Origin of the sequence: Caulobacter sp. CCH9-E1, from assembly GCF_001556515.1 — a bacterium.
Lineage (GTDB): Bacteria > Pseudomonadota > Alphaproteobacteria > Caulobacterales > Caulobacteraceae > Caulobacter.
Genome location: NZ_LSJA01000244.1, coordinates 1 through 15982, shown reverse-complemented (window position 1 = coordinate 15982; position 15982 = coordinate 1). Strand labels below are relative to the sequence as shown.

Here is a 15982-nt window from a genome sequence, read left to right as displayed (position 1 = left end):
ACTTTGGCGCTTTTTGGCTATCTCGTCCTGCGCTTCCGAAACGAGCGGGTGCTGGCTGACCCCGGCGGGACGGCGGACGAGATCCTGTCGGTGTTGCGTTCGGGCAGGCAGTAGCCTCTCACCCTCCCGTCCCGACGGGCGTCGGGACGGGCCCCTCCCTCTCTCCAGAGAGAGGGATTCGTGAACGCCACCTAACCACCCTCAGCGGAACCCCGCTAGGTCCGCTACTCGCTTGCCGCCCCCTTTACCCCGCCGCCTCGTCCTTCTTCCGCTTGCCGGGCTTGAGGATCACCTTGTCGATCCGCGAGCCGTCCATGTCGACGATCTCGATGTCGAAACCGCCCATGGCCAGGTGCTCGCCCTCGCCGGGAATGCGGCCCAGGCGGTCGAGGATCAGGCCGGCCACGGTGTGGTAGCCGCCGTCGGCCTCGAAGTTCTCGCCCAGGTGATCATTCAGCTCCTGGATGTCGAGGCGGGCGTCGATCAGCCAGCTGCCGTCGTCGCGGCGGATGATCCGGGTCTCGTCGTCGTCGTGGTCCTCGGGGAAGTCGCCGGCGATCATTTCCAAGAGGTCCAGCGGCGTGATCGCGCCCTGCAGCGAGCCGAACTCGTCGACCACCAGGGCCATGTGCAGGCTGGTCTGCTTGAACACCGCCAGGGCCTTCAGCAGCGACATGGTTTCGGGAATGGCGACCGGCTGCTGGACGTGGGCCTTCAGGTCGAGCGGCTCGTCGGCCAGGCAGGCGTCCAGCAGGTCCTTCTTGAGAACGACGCCGATGTCGCCGTCCAAATCGTCCTCGGTGGCGACCAGGATGCGCGAGTGGGCGCTGGCGCGGATTTCCTTGAGCACGGTCTCGGGGCTGTCGGCCAGCGACACCCAGAAGAGGTCGCGGCGCGGGGTCATGGCCACGCGGACGGGACGGTCGCCCAGGCGCAGGACCTCGTTGATCATGGCCCGCTCCTCGGGCTCGATCAGGCCGGCGTCGGCGCCTTCGGCCAGGACGGTCTCGACCTCCTCGGAGGTGATGCCGCTGTTGCGCTCGTCGCGCACGCCCATCAGCTTCAGCACCGCCGCGGTCGAGACGGTCAGCAGGGTGACGAACGGGCGCAGCACCGTGGCCATCACGGCCAGGAACGGCGACATGCGGCGGGCGATGGCGTCGGGGAACATCAGGGCCAGGCGCTTGGGCACCAGCTCGCCGAGGATCACGGAGACATAGGTCAGGCCGACGACGACGACGCCGGTGGCGATGGCTTCGGAGTACTTGGCCAGGGTCGGAACGCTGTGCTCAAGCCAGGCGTCCAGCGCCCCGGCGATGGTGGCCTGGCCGTAGGCGCCGGCGAAGATGCCGATCAGGGTGATGCCGACCTGCACGGCCGACAGGAACCGGGTCGGATGCTCGGCCATGTCGAGGGCCAGCTTGGCCCCCTTGTCGCCCCGGTCGGCGAAGCCTTGCAGGCGGGCCTTGCGGGCCGAGACGACGGCCAGTTCGGACATGGCGAAAACCCCGTTCAGCAGAACGAGGAGGAGGACGACGGCGAGCGCGACGAGGATCATGGCCCTTCAGGGTCGGGGACGCGTCGCCGGACGGCGACCGCGGCGCGGGCGATGGGAGGCCCGGCCGGCTCACTATACAAAGAAAAACGCCGTGGCCCATAGGACCACGGCGTCGATCTCAAGCCCGAGGCTCGAACAGTCGCTTAGGCGGCCGGACGGCCCATCACGGTCTTGTTGTTCACAATAGCCTTCTGGGCGTCGTGCTGGCCCGGAGGCAGCGGGATCAGGCCGCGGCCTTGCAGATAGCCGCCACGGCCCGTCGCGGCGTCCGAGGTGAACTCCTTCAGGAATTCCTCGAGGCCCGGCGTGACGCCGATGTTGGCCTTCTTGACGTAGATGTAGAGCGAACGCGACAGCGGATAGCTGCCGTCCGAGATCGTCTGGGCCGACGGGCGCACGCCGTTGACCGAGGCGCCCTTGATCTTGTCCATGTTCTCTTCGAGGTAGGACCAGCCAAAGACGCCCAGCGAGCCCGGGGTCTTGGTCAGGGTGCCGACGATGGCGTTGTCGTTCTCGCCAGCGTCGATCCAGCCGTCGGAGCGCAGCGGGTCGACCAGGGCCTTGTACTTCTTCTCGTTGTCCGAGCGGATGGCGTCCAGGGTCGGATACTTGCGGGCGCCGGCCTCGATGGCCAGTTCGACGAAGGCGTCGCGGGTGCCCGAGGTCGGCGGCGGACCGTAGACCTGGATGCGGTTGCCCGGCAGGCCGCCGGCGACATCGTCCCAGGTCTTGTGCGGGTTGGCGACGAACTGGCCGCCCTTCAGCACCTGCTTGGACAGGCCTTGGTACAGGTGCTCGAGCTTGAAGTTGTAGTCGGCGCCGTCCTTGTCGGTGGCGACCACGATGCCGTCGAAGCCGATCTTGATCTGCAGGATGTCCTTGACGCCCTTGGCGGCGCAGGCGTCGAACTCCGACTTCTTCATCGGACGCGAGGCGTTGGCGATATCCGGGAAGCCTTCGCCCGTGCCGCCGCAGAACAGCTTGATGCCGCCGCCGGTGCCGAGGCTTTCGACCTTCGGCGCCTTCTTGCCGGACTTCTTGGCGAAGTTCTCGGCGGTGCGGGTGGCGAACGGGAACACGGTCGAGGAACCGGCGGCCCAGACGTAGTCGCGGGCGGCGTGGGCGGGGGCGGCGGCCAGACCCGAGAGGGCCACGGCGGCGGCCGCGCAGGACAGAAGCTTCTTCATGACGAACTCCTAGGGGAGAGGGGTAGGGGCGGACCGCTGCGCGGACCGCCCGGAAGATTGGCGACGCTTAGAAGTCGAGCTGGGCGCGCAGCTGGAACTGCTTGACGTCGAAGTCCGTGTTCGGGCCGTAATTGTCGACCTTGCCGTCGGTGTAGTTCGCCTGGAAGCGGACATACGACGTCGGGTAGTAGTTCACGCCCAGGGTCCAGCCGGTGTACTCGCCGGCCTGCGACGTGGCGGGCTTCACCTTCAGGGTCTTGTAGGCGTCGGTCGTGTCGGCCAGATCGTAACGGACAGCCAGTTCCACGCCGCCGAAGCCGCCGGCCGTGACCGGGTTCAGGATCTTCGGACGCTTGAATTCGCCGGCGGCCGCGTCGTAGTTGCGCATCTCACCCGTCGGCCAGAAGCTGACGAAGGCGTAGCCGACCTTGATCGTCGGATCATCGCCGGCCGTGCCCGCGCGGGTCACGTCGATGCTCGAATATTCGGCCTGGACCGACAACGGGCCATGGACCCAGGCGCCTTCGACGGCGATCGTCTTGTCGCGGTTGCCGATGCCGCCGGTCGTGTAGAACGTGGCGTTGCTGTAGGCGGTGTTGGTGCGGCCGGTATAGGCGAAGGCGCTTTCGTCGCCGCGGTTGCGGTAACGGTACGACACCGCCAGGTGCAGCTTGTCGGTGTCGGTGTTGATCAGCGCGTAGTGGCCGCGGGCCGTGATCGTCAGGCGCTCCTTGGAGTCGGCGCTGGCGACGTTGACGTCGGTGCTGTTGAGGCTGGCGCCCTGGACGCCCAGCGACATCGAGTAGTTGTAGCCGCTGTACTTGCCGACCACGCCCAGCAGGTAGCTGTCGACGCCGAAGTCGCCGTACGGACCGCGGTCCATGAAGGTGGTGAAGCGGGTCGAGGTCAGGTTCTCGAGGCCGGCGACCTTGACGTTGCCGAACAGGATCGAGACCGGCTCGCTGGGCTTGTACTCGATGACCGCGTCATCCCAGCCCCAGGAGCCGCCATTCACCGCGCCGCCTTCGAGCTTGTAGGCGAAGTAGCTGTTCAGCTTGCCTTCGACGCCGAGGAAGGCCTGGCGGCCGCGGGCGTTGCTGGTCTTGAAGTCGCCGCCGGGGCCATCGCGCTTGATGTCCTGGTTGACGTAGTCGAACAGGATCCGGCCACGGACCTTGAACGAGGTGTCGTCGTTGCTGAACTGCGGAGCGCCGCTTCACTTGTAGCCCATTTCCTGGGCCTGAGCGGTGACGCCCATGCCGATCGCGAGCGCGACGGCCAGCGCCGAACCGGCGACCAGCGAGGTCTTGATGCTCATTTGAGAATTCCCCTTGAAAGCCCCCCCCTGTCCTCTCACCCGTCTCGAGGTGGATCAGGTTGAAATCGGGCTTAACGGGGGTCTGTGACGCTTCCGCCACCGATTTGTGACAGCCAAGCGACAAGCGTTTTCAAGGTCTTAAGCTGTGGCGTTCCGGCAACAAGACTCGGCCGAAAACGTCCGTTCACCGACGGTGGGAGCGCTAATCGAAAACGCCTCCCCCGCCGGATGGCGAGGAAGGCGCCGGAAGATCTGTCTCGAAGACTACAGAAGCCGCGTACGGATGATCTGCGACAGCAGGTCGATCATCGACACCGCCACGACGATGACCAGGACGATGCAGCCGGTCTGGTCGAACTGGAAGGCGTTGATCGAGTCGAACAGGATCTGGCCGATGCCGCCCGCGCCGATGATGCCCAGCACCGTGGCCGCCCGGCTCGACGACTCGAAGCGGTAGAGCGCGTAGCTGGTCCACAGCGGGGCCACCTGGGGGATCACGCCCCAGATGATCTCCTGCAGCTTGACCGCGCCGGTCGCCCGCACGCCCTCGACCGGCCCCTTGTCGATCGACTCGACGGCTTCCGCGAAGAGCTTCGCCAGCACGCCGCCGGTGTTGAACATGATCGACATGACGCCGGCGAAGGGACCCAGGCCCACGGCGGTGATGAAGATCAGCGCCACGACGAGGTCCGGGATCGAGCGGATCAGGTCCAGCACCCGGCGCACCGGCTGCTGGATCCAGACCGGGGCGATGTTGCGCGCGCCCAGCAGGCCCAGCGGGATCGCCACGATGATCGCCAGGGCCGTGCCCCACAGCGCCATCTGGATGGTCTGCCACATCTTGCCGATGAACAGGGCCCAGTCCATCGACAGGAACAGCGCAGGGTCGGTGAACGGCTTGAAGAACAGCTTGGCGAAGTTCCCGGTCCGCTCGGTGTCGGTGAACAGCTGCGGGAACTTGTCGATCTCGGCCGGCTTGAAGCTGACGACCAGCAGCAGAATGACCCCGCCCCACAGCAAGGTGTCGAAGGCCAGGGCCGAGGCCGAGCGCTTGGGCGGCGCCGGAACCCCCGCGTCCTTCATCGCGACGTCGCTCATGCTGCCGGGCCTCAGTTCGCGGGCGTCGAGGCGACGCCGGCCTTGCCTTCGGCGGCGACGCGTTCAGCCTTGATCTGGTCCAGCGACTTCTGGGCGGCGGCGATCTTGGCCTGGTCGCCGGCCTCGCGGGCCAGGCCCAGCTGCTCGGTGGCCTCCATCTCGCGCACGACCAGCAGGTGCGAGTCGTCAGCCGGCTTGAAGCCGCCGATGCTGAGCTTCTTCAGATAGCCGCGCTGCTGCTCGGCCTCCGGCGTGTCGCCTTGGGCGTAGGTCAGGAAGAACTGGCGCAGCTTTTCCTTGATCGCGGGATCGAGGTCCTTGCGCCAGACGATCGGATCCTCGGGCAGGGTCGGCGACTGCCAGATCACCCGGACCTTGTCGGTGACGCCCTCGCCCCGCGCCTTGGACAGGCCGATGGCGGTGGAGTTGTTGGTCGCCGCGTCCAGCTTGCCGTTGGCCACCGCGAACAGGTTCGCCTGGTGGTTGGCGCTGATCACGGTCTTGAAGCACTCCTCCGGCTTCTTGTTGGCCGGGATGAAGACGTAGGTCATCGGCGCCAGGGTGCCCGAGGTCGACTTCTTGTCGCCGATGCCGAAGTTCAGCGACTTGTCGCACTTCAAGAGGTCCTGGACCGACTGGATCTTGCTGTCCGCCGGCACGATGATCACCGACTTGTAGCCGTCGGTGCCCGACGGATCGAAGGTGCGGGCGAACACTTCGCCGTTCGAGCGGCGCACGGCTTCAAGGCCCGACTGGTTCGAGAACCAGCCCACGTCCGTCTGCTTGGCGCCCATGGCCACGATCAGCGACGAGTAGTTGGACGAGAAGAACGGCTTCACCTTGAGGCCGGTCTGCTTTTCCATGTCGGCCAGGATGGGCTTCCAGTAGCTCTCCATGTTCTGGGCCGACTCGGTCGACAGGATCGAGAAGGTGATCGTGTCCTTGGCGGCGGGCGTCTGCGGGGCCTTGCCGCACGAGGCGAGCGCCAGGGCCGACAAGCCGGCGGCGATCACGATGGCCGAACGACGGTTGATCATTGCGGGGCTCCTTCCCAGAACACGTCCTCGAATTCCGGGCCGTAGATGTCGATGAGTTTTTCGCGATTCAGGCCGGACGCCGGACCATCATAGACTTTGCGCCCAGCCTTGAGGGCCACGACCCGGTCGCAATAGCGCAGGGCGTAGTCCACTTGGTGCAGGGTTACGACGACGGTCAGGCCATCGGTTTGATTGAGATCACGCAGGATCTCCATGACCTTGCGGGCCGAGACCGGGTCCAGCGAGGCGACCGGCTCGTCGGCCAGGATGATCTTGGCCTGCTGGACGAGCGCGCGGGCGATGGCGCCGCGCTGCTGCTGGCCGCCTGACAGGGTGTTGGCGCGCTGGGCGGCGTAGTCGGCGACGCCGACGCGGGCGAGCGCCGCCATGGCCGCCTGGCGCGTCTCCTTGGGCCACCAGCCGAGCAGGCCGCGCATCAGCGGAATGCGCCCCAGCGAGCCCAGGGCGACATTGCTGAACAGCGACAGCCGACCGACCAGGTTGAACTGCTGGGCGACGAAGCCGATGCGGATGCGCGCCTTGCGCACCTCGTTCGACACCTTGCCCTTGGCCTGGACCGGGCCGCCGAAGGCCGAGATCAGGCCGTCCCCCTCATCGATGGTCTGCAGACCGTCGATCGAGCGCAGCAGGGTGGATTTGCCCGAGCCAGACGGGCCGATGAGCGCGATCATCTCGCCTCGATTCACATCGAGGGAGACGGCGTCCAGCGCGCGACGGGACCCGAAGGTCTTGGAGGCGGCGCGGATCGAGAGAACTGGGTCCGACGTCATGGTCGGGACGAATCCTTAACGTGGTTTCACGACTTGGGGAATGCGATCACCGGTTTGGGGCAGGTTCGCAATGTATTTGTGACAGATGAGGCCTCTTATCGGGTCCGAACGGACCCGCGCCCCGCGATCGACGCCCTGATTTTCCGGACGCGGAGCGCTTCGCCCCCCTGAATCCGCTCGCCCTTTCGGTCCACGCGCTCGGGTGGAACAATTCGCCCCGAAACTAGGCCGCAAAAGGGTCTTTACATCCCGGATCAATGCCCCTATTTCGCACGGCTCCGGCGGACCCGAAGTCCTCTAAACGCTGCTAACGCCGGCCTGGGTTTAACTTCCAACAGGGGGTTACGTGAATTGCGCACGTACCATTCGCCCCTGGACCTGGTCCGTGAGCGGTCACCGGAACGTCCCGTCGCACTCGTGCGGCCTGACGCGGTTTCCGTAGCTGCGCGCTGGTTCCAGTCCGAATTTAAAGGCGACGTCTTCTATGCGGTGAAGGCCAATCCTTCGCCGTGGGTGATCCGCGAGCTGGCTCAGGCCGGCGTGCGGTCCTTCGACGTCGCGTCGCTGAACGAGATCGAACTCGTGGCCGCCGAGGCCCCGGGCTCGCGCATGGCTTTCATGCACCCGGTCAAGAGCCGGGCGGCGATCGCCGCCGCCTATTTCGACCACGGCGTGAAGACCTTCTCGTTCGACACCCACGAAGAGCTGGCCAAGATCCTGGACTCCACGGGTAACGCCAAGGACCTGAACCTGATCGTCCGCATGGGCGTCCAGGCCGAAGGCGCGGCCTACAGCCTGTCGGGCAAGTTCGGCGTCGAGATGCACAACGCCCCCGCCCTGATGCTGGCCGCCCGTCGCGCCACCCAGGACCTGATGGGCGTGTCGTTCCACGTCGGCAGCCAGTGCATGCGCCCGACGGCGTTCCAGGCGGCGATGGCCCAGGCCAGCCGCGCCCTGGTCCGGGCCGGCGTGCTGGCCGATGTCGTCGACGTCGGCGGCGGCTTCCCGTCGATCTATCCGGGCATGGTCCCGCCGGATCTCTCCGAGTATCTGGCGGCCATCGACCGCGGCTTCGCCGAGATGATGGTCCACGAGACCACCGAGCTCTGGTGCGAGCCGGGCCGCGCCCTGGTGGCCGAGGCCTCGTCGCTGCTGGTCAAGGTCGAGCTGAAGAAGGGCGACGCGCTGTATCTGAACGACGGGTCGTACGGCTCGCTGTTCGACGCCGCGCACATGAAGTGGCCCTTCCCGGTCAAGCTTTTCCGCAAGAACGGCGAAGTCGTGGAAGAGGGCCTCAAGCCCTTCCGCTTCTACGGCCCGACCTGCGACAGCGTCGACCACATGCCCGGTCCCTTCTACCTGCCGGAAAGCGTCGACGAGGGCGACTACATCGAGATCGGCATGCTCGGCGCCTATGGCGTGGCCATGAACACCCGCTTCAACGGCTTCGGCGAGACCGACACCGCCCTGGTGCAGGACGCGCCGATGGCCTCGATGTACGGCCTGGCCAAGCGCTCGATCCCGCCCGTCCGCCAGGAGACGGAAGAGCGCAAGATCGTCCGCTTCTCGCGTCCCAAGGGCGCGGCCGGCAAGCGCAAGCGCCGTCGCTAAATCGACGTGGTTCGCCAGTAGACCATTTCTGAGTTAAACCGCGCGCCACCTCCGACGTTCAGACGCCGGAGGCCACCGGGCCTTCCTTCGAAAGAAGGAAGGCCCGGCGCCAACCTAGTATAGAGCGTGACAACCGCCGAAACCGGCTTCCACTTTCGGCTGTCACGCTCGCCGCGTTTCCCGCTTTCGTCGGTCGCTCCGTCCCGGCGAAGGTTCTGTTCCAACGACGGGCGTCCAAAGTCAGGGAAACCGAAGCGATGAACGCTCCCGTTCCGAACACCAAGGCCGAACTGCTCCAGAAGACCGTCGAGCACGTCGACATCACGTCGTATGACGCCCGCCCGATCATCGACTCGATGCGCAAGATGTCGTTCAGCTCGCGCGACACCGCCCGCGCCGCCGACATCTTCAACATGGCTCTGGCCGACAAGGGCTGCTCGACCTGGCTGATCCTGGCCGGCTCGACCTCGGCCGGCGGCTGCATGCACGTCTACCGCGACATGGTGAAGAACGGCATGATCGACGCCGTGGTCGCCACCGGCGCCAGCATCGTCGACATGGACTTCTTCGAGGCCCTCGGCTTCAAGCACTACCAGGCCGCCGGCCCGGTCGACGACAACGTCCTGCGCGACAACTACATCGACCGCATCTACGACACCTATATCGACGAAGAAGAGCTGCAGGCCTGCGACCACACGATCCTCGAGATCGCCAACCGCCTGGAGCCGCGCGGCTATTCCTCGCGCGAGTTCATCTGGGAGATGGGCAAGTGGCTGTCGGAGGGCAACGCCAAGAAGCAAGGCTCGCTGATCCAGACCGCCTATGAAGAAGGCGTGCCGATCTTCTGCCCAGCCTTTGTCGACAGCTCGGCCGGTTTCGGCCTGGTCAAGCACCAGAAGGAACGGGCCGCCGCCAAGCAGCCCTACCTGATGATCGACGCCGTGGCCGACTTCCGCGAACTGACCGACATCAAGATCGCGGCCGGCACCACGGGCCTGTTCATGGTCGGCGGCGGCGTGCCGAAGAACTTCGCCCAGGACACCGTCGTCTGCGCCGAGATCCTCGGCGTCGAGGCCGACATGCACAAGTACGCCATCCAGATCACGGTGGCCGACGTGCGCGACGGCGCCTGCAGCTCGTCGACGCTGAAGGAAGCCGCCTCGTGGGGCAAGGTCTCGACCACCTACGAACAGATGGTGTTCGCCGAAGCCACCACGGTGGTCCCGCTGATCGCCTCGGACGCCTACTGGCGCAAGGCCTGGGAAGGCCGCGAGAAGCCGCGCTGGAACAAGCTGTTCGGCAAGTAAGCTTGATCGGCGTGCGCTGAGAATGCAGGGTCCCCGGAAGAAATTCCGGGGACCTTTTTCATGCGCGCATTGGCCGTCGTCGCCCTCCTGGCCCTGTCGGGCTGCGCCACACTGAGCGGCGACGCCGGAACCTATCCGCGGTATCTGCCCAAGAGCGCCTTCGACGCCCGCGACCACGTCCCGCCGCCGCCCGCCAAGGGCTCGCCCCAGGCGGAGAAGGATCGCGAGATCTTCCTGACCACCCGCGCGCTGAAGAACACCCCGCGCTGGTCCCTGGCCCAGGCCGACAACGCCGAGGAAAAGATCCTCGACGCCTACGCCTGCGCGCTGGGCTATACGCCCACCCGCGAGACCAATCCCAAGCTGGCGGCGATGCTGATGCGCATGAGCCGCGACGTGCGCTCGGCCGTGGCGGGGCCGAAGCTCAAGTACATGCGGCCTCGTCCCTATCTGTCCGAAAGCGCGCCGATCTGCATCAAGCCAGGCTTCGGCTTCCGGTTCTCGCCCGACTATCCGTCGGGTCACGCCACCTGGGGCTGGACGGTCGGCCTGCTGCTGTCGGACGTGGCGCCGGACCGCTCGAACGCCATCCTGGCCCGCGCGCGGGCCTATGGCGAAAGCCGCGTGATCTGCGGGGTGCACAACGCCAGCAGCGTCGAGGCCGGCAAGCGCAACGCCGAAACCCTGTTCGCGGCGCTATGGAGCTCGGACGCGTTCAAAGCCGACCTCGCCGCCGTCCGCGCCGAGTCCGACGAGGCGCGCGCCAAGGCCCGCCCGCTGGATGCCGCGCGATGCACCGCCGAGGCGAATCTGGTCGGCGCGCCCCTGTTCTGAGACGCCGCGCCATAAGGCCAAGGTTGCGCCGGCGCGTCCGGACCTCTACCTCTTGGGCATGGCCCAAGGCGCTTCCTGCGGACACGATCACCACCACCACGGCGTGGCCGGCGCGGCGCTGGCCGCGGAGCTGGACGCCGCCGAAGCGCGCTGCGTCGCCGCCGACCAGCGCCTGACGGCCCCCCGTCGCCGCGTGCTGGAACTGCTGTTGCAGGCGGGCCAGCCGGTGAAGGCCTACGACCTGATCTCGACCTTCGGCGGCTCGGGCCCGCCGGCCAAGCCGCCGACCGTCTATCGCGCCCTCGACTTCCTGGAGAAGCAGGGCTTCGCCCACCGGATCGAGAGCCTCAACGCCTATGTCGCCTGCCGCAAAGAGGCCGACGGCCACGCCGCCGCCTTCCTGATCTGCGACTGCTGCGGCGCGACGCGCGAGATCGAGCCCAAGGCCAGCGCCGAGATCATCGCCGCCGGGGCCGCGGCCGGCTACGCCCTGACCGGCGTGACCATCGAGGCCCATGGCCTCTGCGCCGACTGCAAGGACGCCTAGGGGAACAACCCCGCCCGCCTCCTGTTCTCCTTGGGTCACCAAGGGAGAACGACCATGGCCGAGCAACCCAACACCGACGGCCGCAAGGCCAACGAAGCCGAGCCTCTGGGCGACTTCACCGCCCTGGGCGGGAAAAAGAGCGTCCAGAAAACCGGCGAGGAATCCCGCAAGCGCGCGGGACCCGACGGCCCGGACGCCGAAGAGATCGGGAACACCTTCAAGGGCCCGGCCGGTGATCCGGCCGAGGGCAAGCGCTAGGCTCTAGCCAAGCTCATCTCAGCCGCTAGACTCGAACGGCTGTTTCCACTCCCGTTCGAGTCACGCCGCCATGACGACCGCAGAGCCGCTTCCTGGCGTAGAGATCTGGCGCGCCATTCTTGTCTTTAGGGAGCCGCGCCATGACGGCCGCTGAGGGTCTTCCCGGCGTCGAGATCTGGCGCGGCGGCGTCAACACCTGGGACTGCGACGAGATGGGGCACATGAACGTGCGCCACTACGTGGCCCGAGCCCAGGAGGGCCTGATCGGCCTGGCCGCCGAGCTGGGCATGCCCCAGGCCTTCTCGCCGCACGCCAACGCCACCCTGCTGGTCAAGGAGCACCACATCCGCTTCCTGCGCGAAGCCCACGCCGGCGCGCCGCTGACCATGCTGGGCGGGGTGATCGAGATGGGCGAAACCGAGGCGCGGCTGCTGCAGCTCTTGATCCATCCCGCCTCGGGCGAGCTGGCGGCGACCTTCCAGACCACCGTGGTCCACGCCACCCCGCGCGAGGGCCAGCCCTTCTCCTGGCCGAAGATCGCCCGCGAGCGCGCGCAGGCCCTGATGGTCGAGGTCCCGGAAAAGGCGCGGGCGCGCAGTCTCGACCTATCGCCCTTCGCCCCGACCGCCAGCCTGGCCCGCGCCGACGCGCTGAAGCTCTCTCGCATAGGCCTGGGCGGCCTGCTGCCGAGCGATTGTGACGTATACGGACGAATGCGCGCCGAGCAGTTCATCGGCCGGGTCTCGGACGGCATCGGGGCCTTCATCCACCCGTTCCGCGACCTCGTCGTCGAACACGCCGAGCACAAGCCGAAGCGCATGGGCGGCGCGGTGCTGGAATACAGGATCGCCTATCTAGCCTGGCCGCGGATCGGCGACCGGATCGACATCCGCTCAGGTCTCGTGGGAACCGACGCCCGGACGATGCGGGTGGTCCACTGGATGCTGGACCCCGCCACCGGGGAGCCCTGGGGGACGTCGGAAGCCGTCGCCATCACCTTCGACCTAGACGCCCGCAAGGTGGCGCCGGTCAGCGACGCCGCCCGCGCGGCCTTGGCCAAGCACGAGATCGCGGGGCTGGCGCTCTAGGCCGTCGCCATGTCGAACAGCGCGTCGCGGACCACGTCCGGGCGCTCCATCGGCAGGAAGTGGCTGGTCCCCGGCACGGTCTCGATCCGCACGTCGCGCCCCCGGCGCGCGAAGCCTGGACCCGCGCGACAGGTCGAGTGCTTTTCGGCCTTCAGGATCCGGACGGGGGCCCTGGCCTGCCGCACCGCGCGCCACGGGTCATGCGCCTGGGCGGCGTAGTTCGAGGCCTCCCAGGCCGGCGCGCAGGCCAGGCCGACCGCGCCCTCCGGCCGCTCCACGAACCCGCCGGCCACATAGTCGGCCAGCATCGTCTCGGGCCAGGTCTTGAAGGCGCCCCGGCCCTTGTAGGCGGCGAAGGCGGCCTCGCGGCTGTCGAACACCGCGCGGCGGCGCAGGGCCCCCTGCACCATCGGCATGCGCTTCCACATCCGGCCCGAGGTCCAAGGGGCCTTGGCGTAGAGCATGCCCAGCCACGGCATGATCACGGGATCCAGCAGGACCAGACCCTTGACCCGCTCCGGCCGCTCGGCGGCGGCCAGCAGGCTGACGGTCCCGCCCATCGAGTGACCCGCCAGGACGACCGGAGGGCCGCCCAAGGCGTCGAGCAGGCCGACGAGATCGTCTCGCAGGTCGCGCCAGGAACGCCGTCCCTCCGGCTCGGCCGGCAGTGTGGTGGCGCCATGACCGCGCTGGTCGATCGCCAGGATGCGCAGGCTGGCCGCCAGGGGCGAAAGCAGCGTTCGATAGGTCTGGGCGTTGAAGCCATTGGCGTGGACGAAGACGATGTCGATCGGCCGATCGGTCGGGCCAAATTCAAGGCCCGCGATCACGCCGCCGGCGACCGGCGTGGCGCGCTTGCGCGGTTCGCGAAAGACGGCCGCGTCCATCGGCGGGCTCCTGTGGTCCAGACGAGACTAAGTTAGGCTCGCGATCGGCGCGCGTCCATGGAGAGGCGAGAGATGAACAGACTGGCGACCATCGGCTACGAGACCGACACCCAAGCCGGGATGATCCAGCGCCTCAAGGCCGCCGACGTCGAGCTGGTCGTCGACGTCCGCGCCGTCGCCAGCTCGCGCAAGGCTGGCTTCTCCAAGACCTTGCTGGGAAACAGCCTGAACGCCGAGGGCGTCGGCTATCTGCACCTGCGCGCGCTCGGCACGCCCAAGCCCGGCCGCGACGCCGCCCGGGCCGGACGCACCGACGAGATGCGCCAGATCTTCAACGCCCACCTCGAGGAGCCGGCGGCGCAGCTGGCCCTGGCTCAGGCCACCGAGCTGGCCAAGGACAAGCGGATCGCCCTGCTCTGTTACGAGGACGATCCCAACTGCTGCCACCGCCAGATCGTCGCCGACCGCATCCGCGCGACGCTGAAGTGCGAGGTCGTGGACCTGTAGCCCCGGCGCCCTGGAGAAGGGCCCTAGGCCTGGGTCAGCTGCCATTCGCCGCGGGCGTCGCGGCAGGCGCTGTAGCGCTGGCTGGAGGTTCCGCGTCCGCCGACCGAGACCGAGGCGTCGATCACCCGGCAGCTGGCGATCGTCTGGCCCGCCGGCCGCACCAGGGAGTCGGCCGCATAGCCGACGCCCTCGCCGCCGCGCCCGACCAGCACCCAGCCGCCCGCCGGCGCCAGGCCGAGCGCGTCGAAGGTCTCGCCCGCCGCGAGCCTGCCGACCACCGCCGTCCGCGTGGAGGGGCCGGCGCGGAGGTTGGCGGTCGATCCGGCCACATAGGCGCCGCCGGCCGCCTCGTAGCTGGGCAGGGCCTGGACACCCGGCGCGAACCGCATGTTGCGGCTGTCGATCGGCGGCCCATAGCTGGACGACGCCACGCTGACGCGGCCCGAATTGCCGGTGCGCTTGTTGTACCAGCTCTGGGCGACGCCGGTTTCCAGAGCCTTCTTGGTCGCCTGCTCGGCCAGGGCGGCGTCGGTCGACTGCATCCGGCAGCCGATGTACGAGCCCGCCGCCGCGCCGGCGGCCGCGCCGATCAGCGTGCCCAGGGTCTTTTCGTTCTTGGCCAGGCTGCGGCCCAGCAGGGCCCCGGCGGCCGCGCCGATCAGGGCGCCGCCCTCCTGCTTCTTGCCCGACCCTTCGCACGAGAACAGCCCGTTCAGCGGCCGCGACTGCGCCAGGGCCGGAGCCGGGGTCGCCGCCAGGGCGGACGCTGTCAGAGCCGCCGTCGCCAGAACCGATGAGAGCTTGCGCGCGTTCATCTCGTTGCCTCTTCCGTCAGGTCATCGTTGTCGCCGCCCGCCGCCCGGCCGATAGTCGCCGCAAGCGAAAAAAGGAGGCCGGCATGAGCAGCCACGATCAGGTCGAGTATAGCTGTTTCAAGGTCGAGATCGAAGGCGGCGTCGCGCATATCCAGCTGAAACGCCCCGAGGCCATGAACACCATGACCCGGCCGTTCTGGAACGAGCTGCCGGCCATCGTCCGCGACATCGACGACAACGCCCGCGCCCGCTGCATCGTCATCTCCTCGACCGGCAAGCACTTCAGCGCCGGCATGGACCTCTCCGTCTTCACCGACGACGAGGGCGTGACCGTCCGCCAGGACGCCGACCGCTGGGTGGCGGCCGAGAGCTTCCGCCGCTTCGTCCATCACCTGCAGGAGACCTTCAGCTGCCTGGACAGGGCCCGGATGCCGGTGATCGTCGCCATCCAGGGCGGCTGCATCGGCGGGGCGGTCGACTTCGTCAGCGCCTGCGACATCCGCTACGCCACGACCGACGCCTTCTTCTCGATCCAGGAGATCAACATCGGCATGACCGCCGACGTCGGCACCTTCCCGCGCCTGTGCAAGCTGATCCCGGAGGGCTGGGTGCGAGAGCTGGCCTATACCGGCCGTCGCCTCCCGGCCGCCAAGGCGCGCGACATCGGCCTGGTCAACGAGCTCTTCGACACCCACGAGGCCCTGGTCGACCACGCCCTGGCCACCGCCCGCGAGATCGCCGAGAAATCGCCGCTGGCCGTCGCCGGCAGCAAGGTGATGATCAATTACGCCCGCGACCACTCGATCGCCGACGGCCTCGACTACATCGCCACCTGGCAGACGGGCATGTTCTCCGGCCCGCACATGGCCGAGGCCTTCGCGGCCAAGGCCCAGAAGCGGGACGCGGTGTATCCGGATTTGCTGCCGCTGAAGAAGAAGATGTGAGGGCGGTTGTGCTCCCAGAGGGAGAGGGCGGGGCCCGCCGCGCAGCGGCGGGAGGGTGAGGGGTTTCAGGGCTGGCCGGATTGGGCGGGACTTAGACGTCCACGAATGTCGGGTTTCGGCGGCGGCCTGATTTCTGGATCCGACCGAGGCTGTGTAAAAACTCGCGGACGTTGGCGCCGTAGCATGGCGGTTCCG

Annotated in this window: 16 protein-coding genes and 1 pseudogene; 9 read left to right on the top strand and 8 right to left on the bottom strand. The window is 67.8% G+C overall.

All coding sequences use genetic code 11. The features are described 5' to 3' along the window. On the top strand, positions 1-114 hold a 114-nt coding region (locus AX690_RS13790), incomplete at its 5' end, for a DUF559 domain-containing protein (RefSeq protein WP_156449673.1). A gap of 130 nt (positions 115-244) precedes the next feature. On the opposite strand, the gene AX690_RS13785 is transcribed toward AX690_RS13790, so the two are convergent. The 6 genes and pseudogenes from AX690_RS13785 to phnC all read right to left on the bottom strand — a co-directional run bounded on the left by AX690_RS13785 (position 245) and on the right by phnC (position 6989). Next, a complete protein-coding gene (locus AX690_RS13785; protein ID WP_066681254.1) occupies positions 245-1558 on the bottom strand; it encodes a hemolysin family protein in 1314 nt (437 codons plus the stop codon). A 143-nt stretch (positions 1559-1701) separates the two neighbouring features. Continuing rightward, the gene (locus AX690_RS13780; RefSeq protein ID WP_066681252.1) at positions 1702-2745 is read right to left on the bottom strand and encodes a substrate-binding domain-containing protein; all 1044 of its coding nucleotides are present in this window, start codon (positions 2743-2745) and stop codon (positions 1702-1704) included. A gap of 67 nt (positions 2746-2812) precedes the next feature. Next, positions 2813-3913, bottom strand: a pseudogene (locus AX690_RS13775) (OprO/OprP family phosphate-selective porin); the annotation flags it as partial. A 414-nt stretch (positions 3914-4327) separates the two neighbouring features. Then, complete coding sequence (gene phnE, locus AX690_RS13770) at positions 4328-5161, bottom strand: phosphonate ABC transporter, permease protein PhnE (protein WP_066681251.1); 834 nt, start codon at positions 5159-5161, stop codon at positions 4328-4330. A gap of 11 nt (positions 5162-5172) precedes the next feature. Beyond that, positions 5173-6198: a phosphate/phosphite/phosphonate ABC transporter substrate-binding protein gene (phnD, locus tag AX690_RS13765; protein ID WP_066681250.1), complete on the bottom strand. Its 1026-nt coding sequence runs from the start codon at positions 6196-6198 to the stop codon at positions 5173-5175. Continuing rightward, positions 6195-6989: a phosphonate ABC transporter ATP-binding protein gene (gene phnC, locus AX690_RS13760; protein ID WP_066681249.1), complete on the bottom strand. Its 795-nt coding sequence runs from the start codon at positions 6987-6989 to the stop codon at positions 6195-6197. Before phnC ends, phnD begins: the two co-directional genes overlap by 4 nt. 351 nt (positions 6990-7340) lie before the next feature. On the opposite strand from phnC, the gene AX690_RS13755 reads away from it, so the two are divergent. The 6 genes from AX690_RS13755 to AX690_RS13730 all read left to right on the top strand — a co-directional run bounded on the left by AX690_RS13755 (position 7341) and on the right by AX690_RS13730 (position 12634). Continuing rightward, the gene (locus AX690_RS13755; protein WP_066681248.1) at positions 7341-8600 is read left to right on the top strand and encodes a type III PLP-dependent enzyme; all 1260 of its coding nucleotides are present in this window, start codon (positions 7341-7343) and stop codon (positions 8598-8600) included. 215 nt (positions 8601-8815) lie between these two features. Continuing rightward, the gene (locus AX690_RS13750; protein WP_156449672.1) at positions 8816-9907 is read left to right on the top strand and encodes a deoxyhypusine synthase; all 1092 of its coding nucleotides are present in this window, start codon (positions 8816-8818) and stop codon (positions 9905-9907) included. A gap of 60 nt (positions 9908-9967) precedes the next feature. Then, positions 9968-10741 carry a phosphatase PAP2 family protein gene (locus AX690_RS13745; protein ID WP_066681245.1) on the top strand — a complete coding sequence of 258 codons (774 nt, stop codon included), beginning with the start codon at positions 9968-9970 and terminating at the stop codon, positions 10739-10741. A gap of 58 nt (positions 10742-10799) precedes the next feature. Continuing rightward, positions 10800-11288: a Fur family transcriptional regulator gene (locus tag AX690_RS13740; RefSeq protein WP_082769662.1), complete on the top strand. Its 489-nt coding sequence runs from the start codon at positions 10800-10802 to the stop codon at positions 11286-11288. A gap of 54 nt (positions 11289-11342) precedes the next feature. Beyond that, a complete protein-coding gene (locus AX690_RS13735; RefSeq protein ID WP_066681243.1) occupies positions 11343-11546 on the top strand; it encodes a hypothetical protein in 204 nt (67 codons plus the stop codon). 140 nt (positions 11547-11686) lie between these two features. After that, positions 11687-12634, top strand: a complete 948-nt coding sequence (locus AX690_RS13730) for a thioesterase family protein (protein ID WP_066681241.1) — start codon at positions 11687-11689, stop codon at positions 12632-12634. Here the strand turns inward: AX690_RS13730 and AX690_RS13725 are convergent. Further along, entirely contained in the window at positions 12631-13521 is an 891-nt protein-coding gene (locus AX690_RS13725) for an alpha/beta fold hydrolase (RefSeq protein ID WP_066681240.1), read from the bottom strand. The two genes, AX690_RS13730 and AX690_RS13725, sit on opposite strands and share 4 nt — an antisense overlap. A gap of 72 nt (positions 13522-13593) precedes the next feature. Between AX690_RS13725 and AX690_RS13720 the strand changes: the two genes are divergently transcribed. Then, complete coding sequence (locus AX690_RS13720) at positions 13594-14028, top strand: DUF488 family protein (protein ID WP_066681238.1); 435 nt, start codon at positions 13594-13596, stop codon at positions 14026-14028. Positions 14029-14051: 23 nt separating this feature from the next. On the opposite strand, the gene AX690_RS13715 is transcribed toward AX690_RS13720, so the two are convergent. Beyond that, positions 14052-14843: an SH3 domain-containing protein gene (locus AX690_RS13715; protein WP_066681236.1), complete on the bottom strand. Its 792-nt coding sequence runs from the start codon at positions 14841-14843 to the stop codon at positions 14052-14054. Between the two features lie 83 nt (positions 14844-14926). On the opposite strand from AX690_RS13715, the gene AX690_RS13710 reads away from it, so the two are divergent. Further along, positions 14927-15787 (top strand): crotonase/enoyl-CoA hydratase family protein, encoded by an 861-nt coding sequence (locus AX690_RS13710; RefSeq protein ID WP_066681234.1) that lies wholly within the window; start codon positions 14927-14929, stop codon positions 15785-15787. The last annotated feature ends 195 nt before the right edge of the window (positions 15788-15982 follow it).